The organism is Sphingobacterium sp. 1.A.4, assembly GCF_002734245.1.
GTDB classification, from domain to species: Bacteria; Bacteroidota; Bacteroidia; order Sphingobacteriales; family Sphingobacteriaceae; genus Sphingobacterium; species Sphingobacterium tenebrionis.
The window spans coordinates 287,505-299,120 of record NZ_PEAZ01000001.1; the positions used below are offsets into that span (position 1 = coordinate 287,505).

Consider the following 11,616-nt stretch of genomic DNA (forward strand, 5'->3'; position numbering starts at 1 on the left):
TCATCTTATTCCGTTGGAATGAACAAGGTTTTGCTGAAGACCATCAGCAACATGCCTAGAAAGGTAGCCAACACAAAACCGTTTCCAACTTTATCCAATCCTTTTTTATAGCAAACATAACAGCTCATCAGGTTGATGGCTCCCGCAATAACATACAATCCTGTTGGCTTATCGGGGAAAAGCTGCATCTGAACATCCGTATGCTTGGTCAGGAAAAAGGCCAAGACCGGAAAAATTAAGCCCAGCACAAAGCCGATCAATAAATTATTCTTCATCTATTTAATATCAAAACTCCATGAATTCAACTCCGGAATCACATGGTGTGCCGTCATATCAAATTGCGTAGGAACGATCGAAACAAAACTATTGTTGATGGCATAAGCATCGGTATCTTCGCCACGATCCTGTAGATCAAACTTACCCGTCATCCAAAAATATTCCCTTTGGTAGGGGTCTAGGCGCTCATCAAACTCCTCAAACCACTTGGCATTTGCTTGCCGACATACTTTTATGCCCTTAATTTCCTTTTTCACATTAGGGAAATTCACGTTCAGTAGACTGTTTTTAGGGAGTCCATGTTCCAAAACCTGCATCGCTATTGCTTTTACGTAAGGTCTTGTATGGGAAAAATCGGCATTGTAGGCGAAATCATCTAATGAATAGCCAACCGATGGAATCCCTTCTATTGCCCCCTCTACCGCAGCAGACATCGTTCCGGAATAAAGTACATTGATGGAATAATTTAGTCCATGGTTGATTCCCGATACACATAGGTCAGGTTTTTTACCCTTGAATATCTTGTTAACAGCAAGTTTAACACAGTCTACAGGTGTACCGGAGCATTTATACATTTCTACTCCAGGATATAGGTCGATTTTATCCAATCGAAGCGGCTTGCCAATGGTAATAGCATGTCCCATTCCCGATTGTGGGCTATCAGGCGCCACAACCACCACTTCTCCCAATTCCTGCATCACTTCCAATAGCACCTTGATGCCAGGAGCCGTGATGCCATCATCGTTAACTACCAAGATGGTAGGTTTCTTTTTTGTCATATGCGAAGTTAAGAAAAAAACAAAAGGTTGATTCCTTCCGAAATCAACCTTATATTAAATTACTAATATTTTTAAGAATACAACCCCTTCTTATCAATAAAATCTATCACTGCATCCGGCGTATAAAACTTAATCGATTTTTTCTCCTTAATCGCCTGCCTCAAAAAAGTAGATGACAGTTCCATGACAGGCGTTTCGGTCATTGTGACAGATGCATGGCTCTTCAATGCACCACCATCATAACCCGGCCTTGGATAAACAATAATTTTATAATCCCTCAAGATCACTTCCGCATTCTTCCATTTATGGAATCCCTGTAGGTTATCCTCACCCATGATCAACACAAACTCCTTCGTCGGAAATTTCTCCGCTAAATGAACCAAGGTATCAATCGTATAGGAAGGTTGAGGCAAATGGAACTCAATATCACTCGCTTTCAGATTATCCGCGCCTTCAATGGCCAGATTTACCATTTCCAAACGATCATAGATATTCCCTAAGCTCTTTTTCTCCTTGAAAGGATTCTGTGGCGAGACCACAAACCAAACCTCATCCAAAGAAGTATAATTCGCCATATAGTTGGCAATGATCAGATGCCCAATATGAATGGGGTTGAATGAACCAAAAAACAATCCAACCTTATTTGCCATACTTATGAATTAATGAAATCCAACACCAATCGCTCGGCCTCCGCACAAGCAGTCTCCAGATCATTGTTCTGCAAGATCACATCAAATTTATCCGCATAGGACAACTCCAATTCCGCTTTCGCAAAACGTTCCTGAAGCTTTTCCTCTGAATCTGTCCCTCTACCCTTCAAACGCTCTTTCAAGACCTCCAAGGAAGGTGGATTCACAAATATCGACAATGCCTGATCCGGGAATTTAGACTTCAAACGCAAACCACCCACTACATCGATATCAAAAATAACATGTTTCCCAGCATCCCAAATTCGCTCAACTTCAGAACGTAGAGTGCCGTAAAATGTGCCCGAATAAACTTCCTCAAATTCAATGAACTCATGCTTCGCTACCTTATGCAAGAAATCATCAGTAGAGATGAAGTAATAATCCACCCCATTTTCTTCCTGCCCACGAGGTGCTCTCGTACTTGCCGAAATGGAAAATGAGATCTTATCGCCATGTTTTTCCAATAATCTTTTAACGATAGTGGTTTTTCCTGCGCCAGAAGGGGCAGAGAATATCAATAGCTTCCCGCTCATGCTATAAAACGTTTAATAATTGTTCTTTGATTTTTTCCAGCTCATCCTTCATCTTCACCACGATCTGCTGGATCTGCGCATTATTCGCTTTTGAACCCAAGGTATTGATCTCACGGCCCATTTCCTGCGAAATAAACCCTAATTTTTTACCATTGGAATCATTGGAATTCAAGGCTTGGATAAAATAGTTGCAATGGCTGCGCAGCCTTACTTTTTCTTCCGTAATATCCAGTTTTTCGATGTAGAAAACCAATTCCTGCTCGAAACGGTTCATATCCACATTTTCCTTCCCAACTGCTTCTTCCATATATTGGTTGATGCGTTCGCGAATCAATGGGATCCGGCTTCCTTCAACGGATTCAACTTCGGTCAGGTGAGATAAAATCAATTCCACACGATGCGCCAAGTCTGCTTTAAGTACAACACCTTCGTCTTCACGGAAATTATTGAATTGTTTTACGGCAGCATGGAAAGCTGCAACCAGCATTTTTCCCTCTTCCTCATCCACCTCATCGTTGTTGCTTATCACCTCCGGCATATTCAAGGCAAGCTCAAACATGTTCGCTTTGCTATCGCCCAATTGAAAAGCGATCTGCTGTAATTGTTGGTAATATTCTTTGAGTAGATCGGCATTGATGCTAGCTGCCTTGGCGGTTTGGTCTACATATTCAGTAGAAACACTGATGTTCACTTTTCCGCGTTCGATCAATTTGCTGCATTCCCCACGAAGGAATAGCTCCTTGTCGGAAACCGCTTTCGGTAAACGCAGATTAAGCTCTAAAAACTTAGAATTTAGCGATTTTATTTCTACGGTATATTTTACAGAACCATTCTCAGCGGTTCCCATACCATAACCTGTCATCGATTTTATCATATGCAAAGGTATAAAATCTTAGCCTAAAGTTTTTTCTTAATTACCAATCATGTTTGGCGATCAGGACCACCATATAGGTTTTATAGGTAGACCCTTTCGGAACGCGGACAAAACCTATCCCGATATCCTTCAAAGATCCATACCAATCCGTCATGCCCAACACATGTTTTCTATGCATGAAACCAGGAGACCCTCTACCGATAATAAAAGATTTGATCACATCCACGGCCGTTTCATGATTGGCCCCAATAGACTCAAAACTATTATCACGTCGCTTCTTCAACCAATCGGGATTCAGGCTGTAGCCTCCTTGATGAATATGATAGTTCGGGCCATAACCATCCGGATCCACATGATCAAAATAATTCCGCTTGGCCATATCGTATGCCCTAGCCTCTGCCACTTTTGCCAATCGATCGTTCCAGACCAACCTCGTCCGAGTCACATTCTTTAATCTGGATATTCCCAAATCCCTTGCATACCGGTCCGGATTACTTCGGAAATCATTCAGGTATTCAAAAGCCTTCTTCGCTTCCCGACGGTCGGTCTTAATGGATTTCTGGGCAAAAATAGGGTTCACCCACAATAGGAGTGCAAGTAAAATGAATCGCATAGGCATGTATTTTCTATAAAGACTGTTTTCGCTTTGAAGCGTTTAATTCAAACCCCGATTAAACGGCTGTTTTCTTATTCCGGAAGATCTCGATAATAGCCGGTAAGAGGGAAATAAAGATGATCAACAAGACAACAATGGAAAAATTATTCTTCACCAGTGGAATCTGTCCGAAAAAATACCCCGCAATTAGAAATAGGGAAACCCATAATACGCCGCCCACAATATTGTATAGCCCAAATTTGCGATAAGGCATCCTGACTATCCCTGCCACAAACGGAGCGAATGTGCGCACGATCGGAACAAAACGGGCATAGATAATGGTTTTCAGACCATACTTCTCATAAAATTGCTGCGTTTTCTCTAAATAGGCGGGTTTAAATATTTTAGAGCCCGGCTTGAACACCCGGTTTCCAAAATGCTTCCCTATTTCATAATTCACAAAATCCCCTAGAATGGCTGCGAAAATCAACAGCAGTATCATGATCCCTAAACTCAGGTTGGTCTCCGGTTTTGCGATCAAAGCGCCCATTGCAAATAGAACGGAATCTCCCGGTAAAAATGGTGTCACCACCAGACCCGTTTCTGCAAATATAATCAGGAATAAAATAAGATAAGTCCAAGCCTGATATTCTTGTGTGATCTCGATCAGGTGTTTATCGATATGAAGAATAAAATCAATGAGGGCAGATATGAATTCCATAATAGTAAAAAGTAGTATTACCTACACAACAATTGCACCAATTACCTAGCCATTAAAACAAAAAAGGAAGCTTATTGAGCTTCCTTCTTTTTTCCATATTTTTCCTTAACCACCTCTATGATCGGAGGCAGCATGGATAAGAATATAATAGCAAATATCACGATGGTAAAATTGTCTTTAATAATAGGCAATCCACCAAAGAAATAACCGATGAATAAAAAGGAGGTAACCCATAGGATCGCTCCGATAACATTATAAGAGGCAAATTTCGCATAAGACATCGATCCTACTCCAGCCACAAATGGCGCAAAAGTTCGGATGATGGGCACAAAACGCGCATAAATGATCGTCTTGCCACCATATTTCTCATAGAATTTCTCTGTTTTCTCCAAATATTCCTTTTTCAGGAATTTATACTTTCCGCTGAAGGCTTTTGGACCAATGTATTTTCCAATATGGTAATTGACCATATCTCCGATAATCCCCGCCACCATCAACAAGATCCACATCACAAATACATTCAGATCCGTTTCCGGTTTCGCAATGATGGCACCTGTTGCGAACAACAAGGAATCCCCAGGAAGGAATGGAGTAACCACCAATCCCGTTTCCGCAAAGATGATTAAAAATAGGATCAGGTAGGTCCAGGTCTGATAGTTGTTGACAATCTCCACCAAATGGTCATCAATGTGGAGAATAAAGTCAATAATCGCGTATATAAAATCCAAGGTCTTCTGCTAATTAAATATTGTTCAACATCACTGGCATCACCAACATCAAAATATCCTCATGCTCTTCCTTAACCGCTGGCACCAATAGCCCTGCACGGTTTGGCGTGCTCATTTCCAAAACAACTTCTTCGCAGGAAAGATTGTTCAACATCTCCACCAAGAATTTCGCATTGAATCCGATCTCCATGTCTTCGCCCTCAAATTGGCAGCTTAAACGCTCGTGGGCTTCATTCGAAAAGTCCAGATCCTCTGCAGAGATATGCAATTCACTGCCATTGATCTTCAAACGAACCTGATGCGTGGTTTTGTTCGCAAAAATCACCACACGACGAAGGGTATTCAGGAACAAAGAACGATCTACGGTCAATTTATTAGGGTTCAAACGAGGAATTACCGCTTCGTAATCCGGATAACGCTCATCGATCAAACGACAGATCAGGTTAATATTTCCGAACTGAAAGAAAGCATTCGTATTGTTATATTCAATAGAAACATTCACATCATCAGCAGGTAAAGATGATTTCAATAGCGAAAGGGCTTTCTTTGGAAGGATAATGGAAGTCGCTTTTTCTGCCGTAACATCTGTACGACGGTATCTCACCAATTTATGCGCATCCGTTGCCACGAAGGTAGTCGATTGTTCAGCCAATTGAACCAGAACACCCGACATCGCAGGACGCAATTCATCATTACTTACCGCAAAAATGGTTTTATTGATGGCCTCCAATAAAGTTCCCGCTGGAATATTTACCGTAGAAATATTGTCTACCACAGGAATTTTTGGAAAATCATCCGCATTTTCTCCACTCAATTTATATTTACCATCTCCAGCAGAGATCTCAATCGCCAAGGTATTAGTATCCACCGAAAAAGCGACCGGCTGATCTGGTAGGGTTTTTAAAGTCTCGATCAAGATTTTGGAAGGCATCGCCACGCGACCTTCTTCTTTCGCCTCGATCTGAAGATTCGTAACCATACTGGTTTGTAGATCCGTAGCCGAAATCGTCAGGATATTGTCTTTTATTTCAAATAGGAAATTCTCCAGAATCGGTAATACGGTGCTTGAACTGGAAGCCCCACTAATAGCTTGTAATTGTTTGAGTAATATAGAGGTGGATACAATAAATCTCATTTCTGTTTTAATAGATTTTTATATGCAATAATACGTAAAAGAATCTAAATAATTACAATCCTAATTCGATATAAGAGGGACATTCTTAAAAAGCAACGGGTTTAAATTTGTACATTTGTGCAATCAGGTATGCAGTTGGAGAAAATAATAGGACATGATGCACTAAAGCAACAATTGATCGCGACGGTTCAAGAGAATCGAGTGAGTCATGCGCAGTTATTTTTAGGCCCCGAAGGTTCCGGTGCGCTCCCTCTTGCCGTGGCCTATGCCCAATATATCAATTGCGAAAACAGATCCGCATCTGATAGCTGTGGTACATGTGCCTCCTGCTTGAAATATGAAAAACTGATCCATCCGGATCTTCACTTTTCTTATCCATTCTTTGCTAAAAAATCCGAAGAAACCTCTAGCACCTATATGGAAGATTGGCGTGCAGCTTTTCTGGCGAACCCTTATATGGGGCTTAGCTACTGGAGGAACCAATTGGAAGCCGAGAACAAACAGGCGAACATCAATATTGCTGAAGCCCATTCTATCATCAAAAAATTAAGCCTTAAGTCTTTTGAGGCCGAATATAAGGTCTTGGTCATGTGGCTGCCCGAATACTTGGATACCCAGGGAAATGCGCTCTTAAAACTTATCGAGGAACCACCAGAAAAGACCTTGTTCTTGTTGGTGGCAGAAAACCAAGATAAGATTTTGAATACCATTATCTCCAGGACGCAATTGGTCAAAGTGAACAAATTGCCCCAAGAGGATATCGCGGAATACCTGATCAACGAAAAAAGGATTGACCCATCTCGAGCGAACGAGATCGCTTTTATTGCCGATGGGAACATGCAGTCCGCTTTCGAACAATTGCACGAGGAGGACAATACCAATTTCGATCTGTTAATCCGCTGGTTCAGGTTTATCGTAACGGATTCGGGATTGAACATCATCCAGATCTGTGATGAAGAGATCAGTAAATTGGGTCGTGAGAACCAAAAATTGTTCTTAGTGTACAGCATCAATGTCCTAAGGCAGATCGTTCTTTTAAACCAAGGAATGCCCAATCTGGTCTTTTTAAAGAATGCCGAATTGGAATTTGTACAGAAGTTCAGCGAGATCAGCAGCCTGGAAAAACTGGAAGCAGCTATCGAAATGCTGGAAAAAACACATTATTCTGTGGAAAGAAATGCAAATCCTAAAATATTATTTTTAGATTTATCTTTGCAGTTAGTTTTATTATTTAAATACAATACGTTCCCCCAGGGGACTCAATATATATAAAATACAAAATATGGGATGTGGCAGTTGCTCATCCGGTGGTGGTTGCGGAAGCAGCAGTAAATTAGGTACAGTACCTGCAGGTTGTAATAACAACGGTACGTGTATGACCAGCGGATGTAATAAATTAGATATATACGATTGGTTGGTCGATATGGACCTTCCTTCCAACTATAAACCGTTTGATATTGTTGAAGTTCGCTTTAAAGGCTCTAGAAAGGAGTTTTATGTGAATTCAGATAATCTCTACTTAGAAATGGGCGAAATGGTCGCCGTAGAACCCAATACCGGGGGATACGACATTGGCCATGTGGCCTCAACCGGCGAGTTGGTAAGGCTTCAATTGAAGAAAAACAACGTAAAACCAGAAGATGTCGTGAAGAAAGTTTACCGAAAGGTAAATGAGAACGATATTGCTAAGTATAACCTGGCGAAAGATCTGGAATGGGAAACCATGCACCGTGCGCGAAATTTAGCGCTGGAACTGGGTTTGTCCATGAAGATTTCAGATGTGGATTACCAAGGTGATAAGACAAAGGCAACCTTCTACTATACCGCAGAAGGTCGTGTCGATTTCCGCGAACTTATCAAAAGAATGGCCGAAGCTTTTCGGATCCGTATCGAGATGCGACAGATTGGTATGCGCCAGGAAGCCAGCCGCCTTGGTGGTATTGGTTCTTGTGGGCGCGAGCTTTGTTGTTCGACCTGGCTAACGGATTTCAAGACCGTTTCTACAGCGGCAGCAAGGTACCAAAACCTATCGTTGAACACCCTGAAGCTTGCCGGACAATGTGGTAAACTGAAATGTTGTTTGAACTATGAGTTGGATAGCTATATGGATGCCCTGAAGGATATCCCGAACAATGTAGACCGTATTGAAACGGTAGCTGGTGTGGCCTACCTACAAAAAACCGATATCTTCAAGAAAACCATGTGGTTCTCTTATCCGCATGCGGAAAGTTGGATTCCACTTCCTGTTGATCGGGTGAAGGAAATCGCCGAAATCAATGCTCAAGGTAAGAAAGCACCGGAATTGATCAATACCGAAAAGGTGGAAGAGCCTAAGGCAGCTGCGCCTGATTACGAAAATGTGGTCGGCCAGGATAGTCTTACGCGTTTGGATGATAAAAACCGTAGGAAGAAGAAAAAGAAACCTAAAAAGAAACCTACTGGTGAAAATGCGCAGGCCGGTCAAAGACAGGGTCAGGGTCAGCAGGATAATGCACAGCGCCAGCGACCGGATCAGCGAGCGCAACAAAATCAGCGTAGGAGAAATGATGGTCCTAAGGAGGTAAATCCGAAAGAAGGTCCTAAAGATTCGAATACGAAGGAAGGGAATCCTTCTGCGGAGAATGCTAATAAGCCACGTAGAAGACCGAACAATCGGAACAGAAAACCGAACAATAATAAAAACCAGGACGGGAATAAGGAAGGTTAATTCCATTAAAGATGAAAGCAGTATTCATGCTCTTTTTTACGATGATTTTCCTTGCTTCCTGCCAGGAAAATGTTCCTTTCTATGAAAAAAATACAGTAATTCCCAACGTCAGTTGGGATTACAATTTTAAACCCTCCTATACCGTGCAGATAACGGATAAGGACGCCCAATACGATGTTTACATCAATTTGCGGCATGCGGTGTCCTATCCCTTTTCCAATATTTATGTATTTTTACATGAGGAAGGACCGGGGATGCCGAACAAATCCACCCGGTACGAATTCAGTTTGGCGGAGCCAGATGGCCGCTGGATAGGTAAATCCGCCGGTAATCTATATGAACAGACCAAACTGTTAAAAGAAGGTCTTTCCTTTCCGGATACCGGAAAATATAGCTTTTCTTTTGAACAGAACATGGCTGAGAACCCCCTTCGAGGTGTCAACGATGTGGGGATCAAGCTCATAAAAAGATAATTATGCAATTGTTAAGGTGGTTATTATTTCCGGTTACCATCCTATATACCCTCATAATTTGGCTCCGAAACAAATTATATGACCTTGGTATTTTCAAAACCAAGGAATTTCCAGTTAAGACCATCGTTGTCGGCAATTTAGCGATTGGAGGTGCTGGAAAAAGTCCACTCACCCAATACCTTATCCACTACTTTAGCGATAAATACAAAATGGCTACCCTTAGCCGGGGATATGGCCGAAAAACAAAAGGCTTTCGTCTGGTTGGTGCGGATGATCATGTGGCTATGGTAGGGGATGAGCCCCTGCAGTTCAAAAAGAATTACCCGGATATTACGGTAGCCGTGGATGAAAATAGGGCCGAAGGCATCGAAAAGTTGCAAAGGAACCATGACCTGATTATTCTGGATGATGCCTACCAGCATCGAAAGATAACCGCGAAATGCAATATCCTATTGTTCGACTTTCATTCCATCCTTAAACCGATCATCTTATTGCCTACCGGAAATTTTAGGGACACCTTCAACCAAACAAAACGAGCGGATGTTATCCTGATCAGCAAATGTCCAGAGCATGTTTCCCAAGAGCAGAAATTGCGGATTGAAAATAAGGTGAGGAGGCATAGTTATGCGCCCATCTATTATTCCAAATTGCAATACCTGGAACCTATAGGGCTTTCCAATCCCTTAGACAAACCCATTTCCTTGCAGGATATGGATATTCTCCTTATTACCGGAATTGCGAATCCAAAACCTTTATTGGAAGAACTTTCCAATTCACCTAAGGAACGTGTCCATATGGCCTTTAAGGATCACCATGATTTTAAGGACCAGGACTACAAGGAAATCATCCGGCAATACAAAGGCCTAGATTCCACCAATAAGATCATCCTGACCACGGAAAAGGATACTCAGCGGCTTGATCTGTTGAAGCTTCCCTTCCTACCTATTTATTACCTTCCCATCACTTTTCAGATCGATAAAGAAGGCGAATTCCTTCAATTATTGGAAAAGACTGTTAATGAACCTTAACAGAGGTTAAAAACGGCTAAATAGTAGATACTTACGGAAATATTTTATCAAATTTATATCACAATAAAATTGATATCATATGAAAAAGTTAATATTATCAGCTGCATTAATCTGTGCTGCAGTAACATTCAGTCAAGCGCAGGATCGTCCACAACGCGAAGGAATGCGTAATCCGGAAGATATGGCCAAAAGACAAACTGAACGCTTGGATAAGGAATTAAAGCTTACCACTGTTCAAAAAGATTCCTTAAACAAATGGTTTTTGGCAGGTGCTAAAAAGCAGCAAGAGCTATTCAAAGATGAAAAGGAAAGCAGAGAAGTAAAAATGGAAAAGTTGAAGGCAATGCGTGAGGATCAACAAAAGAAAATCAAGGCCATTTTGACTCCTGAACAACGTACTAAATATGAGGAAATGGCTAAAAACCGTCCAGAACAAAGACAACGTAGAGTACAGAACTAAAACTACCTATAAAATAAACAGCAAAAGCCTTCCGAAATACGGAAGGCTTTTTTGTGGTTAAATGGGCTGCTATAGAGATACTATGTTTTATGGTTGACTTCTTCGTTTTATGGTTGCTTCGGTGTAATACCATACCGAAAGTAACCTAAAAGTAACTAAAATGTATGCTTTGCATATTAACGCTCTACTTTAACCATGCTTTATCCCTACTTAAAGTACGATTCTGACCCTAAAACAAACATATATTGAATGGCTAGGTTGGAAAGCTCCAGAAGAAAATGGATAATTAACGTTTAGATTAATTGTAATATCCACAGTTTTTTTAGATTCTGTGTTAATATACAAGTCAATTTTATCTTTTTTTTGTAATTTCGGGTTTTAGGCGGTCTATTGCCAGCCTGTTTAGGGTAGCCGTTTTTGGCCGCCCTAATTTGTATCTACTTTTTCGTTCTGATACTTTTGGAGATGGTATTGTGGATCATACCGCTGTTCGTTTTTATAAATTATAAACATCAGCTCTAGAAGTTTCCTTTGCACAGCTACTGCTGCTTTCATTTTGATGCCATTTCTTGAAACAAGCCTTGTAAATGTATTAGAATAATGTTCATCATGCCTTAT

General features: G+C 41.2%; 14 protein-coding genes and 1 pseudogene. 5 read left to right on the forward strand and 10 right to left on the reverse strand.

The features are described from left to right. Window positions 1-5: 5 nt before the first annotated feature. The 9 genes from CRJ00_RS01310 to dnaN all read right to left on the reverse strand — a co-directional run bounded on the left by CRJ00_RS01310 (window position 6) and on the right by dnaN (window position 6,330). Complete coding sequence (locus CRJ00_RS01310; RefSeq protein ID WP_099365130.1) at window positions 6-275, reverse strand: hypothetical protein; 270 nt, start codon at window positions 273-275, stop codon at window positions 6-8. Continuing rightward, window positions 276-1,055 carry a 5'/3'-nucleotidase SurE gene (surE, locus tag CRJ00_RS01315; RefSeq protein WP_099365131.1) on the reverse strand — a complete coding sequence of 260 codons (780 nt, stop codon included), beginning with the start codon at window positions 1,053-1,055 and terminating at the stop codon, window positions 276-278. 71 nt (window positions 1,056-1,126) lie between these two features. Continuing rightward, on the reverse strand, window positions 1,127-1,705 hold the full coding sequence (gene nadD, locus CRJ00_RS01320; RefSeq protein WP_099365132.1) for a nicotinate (nicotinamide) nucleotide adenylyltransferase: 579 nt from the start codon (window positions 1,703-1,705) through the stop codon (window positions 1,127-1,129). Window positions 1,706-1,707: 2 nt separating this feature from the next. Then, complete coding sequence (gmk, locus tag CRJ00_RS01325) at window positions 1,708-2,277, reverse strand: guanylate kinase (RefSeq protein ID WP_099365133.1); 570 nt, start codon at window positions 2,275-2,277, stop codon at window positions 1,708-1,710. Between the two features lies 1 nt (window position 2,278). Then, window positions 2,279-3,151 (reverse strand): YicC/YloC family endoribonuclease, encoded by an 873-nt coding sequence (locus CRJ00_RS01330; protein WP_099365134.1) that lies wholly within the window; start codon window positions 3,149-3,151, stop codon window positions 2,279-2,281. A gap of 40 nt (window positions 3,152-3,191) precedes the next feature. Next, window positions 3,192-3,764 (reverse strand): CAP domain-containing protein, encoded by a 573-nt coding sequence (locus CRJ00_RS01335; RefSeq protein WP_257213653.1) that lies wholly within the window; start codon window positions 3,762-3,764, stop codon window positions 3,192-3,194. Between the two features lie 58 nt (window positions 3,765-3,822). After that, window positions 3,823-4,467: a DedA family protein gene (locus CRJ00_RS01340; protein WP_099365136.1), complete on the reverse strand. Its 645-nt coding sequence runs from the start codon at window positions 4,465-4,467 to the stop codon at window positions 3,823-3,825. Between the two features lie 71 nt (window positions 4,468-4,538). Then, window positions 4,539-5,195, reverse strand: a complete 657-nt coding sequence (locus CRJ00_RS01345) for a DedA family protein (protein WP_099365137.1) — start codon at window positions 5,193-5,195, stop codon at window positions 4,539-4,541. 13 nt (window positions 5,196-5,208) lie between these two features. Beyond that, window positions 5,209-6,330 (reverse strand): DNA polymerase III subunit beta, encoded by a 1,122-nt coding sequence (gene dnaN, locus CRJ00_RS01350; RefSeq protein WP_099365138.1) that lies wholly within the window; start codon window positions 6,328-6,330, stop codon window positions 5,209-5,211. Between the two features lie 129 nt (window positions 6,331-6,459). Here dnaN and CRJ00_RS01355 point away from each other — a divergent pair, with 129 nt between their 5' ends. The 5 genes from CRJ00_RS01355 to CRJ00_RS01380 all read left to right on the forward strand — a co-directional run bounded on the left by CRJ00_RS01355 (window position 6,460) and on the right by CRJ00_RS01380 (window position 10,998). Beyond that, complete coding sequence (locus CRJ00_RS01355) at window positions 6,460-7,602, forward strand: DNA polymerase III subunit (protein ID WP_099365139.1); 1,143 nt, start codon at window positions 6,460-6,462, stop codon at window positions 7,600-7,602. Between the two features lie 10 nt (window positions 7,603-7,612). Continuing rightward, window positions 7,613-9,037, forward strand: coding sequence for a PSP1 domain-containing protein (locus CRJ00_RS01365; protein ID WP_180268394.1), 1,425 nt, complete (start codon window positions 7,613-7,615; stop codon window positions 9,035-9,037). A gap of 11 nt (window positions 9,038-9,048) precedes the next feature. Beyond that, window positions 9,049-9,510 carry a gliding motility lipoprotein GldH gene (locus tag CRJ00_RS01370; protein ID WP_099365142.1) on the forward strand — a complete coding sequence of 154 codons (462 nt, stop codon included), beginning with the start codon at window positions 9,049-9,051 and terminating at the stop codon, window positions 9,508-9,510. Window positions 9,511-9,512: 2 nt separating this feature from the next. Then, a complete protein-coding gene (gene lpxK, locus CRJ00_RS01375) occupies window positions 9,513-10,538 on the forward strand; it encodes a tetraacyldisaccharide 4'-kinase (protein WP_099365143.1) in 1,026 nt (341 codons plus the stop codon). Window positions 10,539-10,617: 79 nt separating this feature from the next. Further along, complete coding sequence (locus CRJ00_RS01380) at window positions 10,618-10,998, forward strand: hypothetical protein (protein ID WP_099365144.1); 381 nt, start codon at window positions 10,618-10,620, stop codon at window positions 10,996-10,998. Window positions 10,999-11,424: 426 nt separating this feature from the next. Here the strand turns inward: CRJ00_RS01380 and CRJ00_RS18935 are convergent. Continuing rightward, window positions 11,425-11,616, reverse strand: a pseudogene (locus tag CRJ00_RS18935) (IS110 family transposase); the annotation flags it as partial.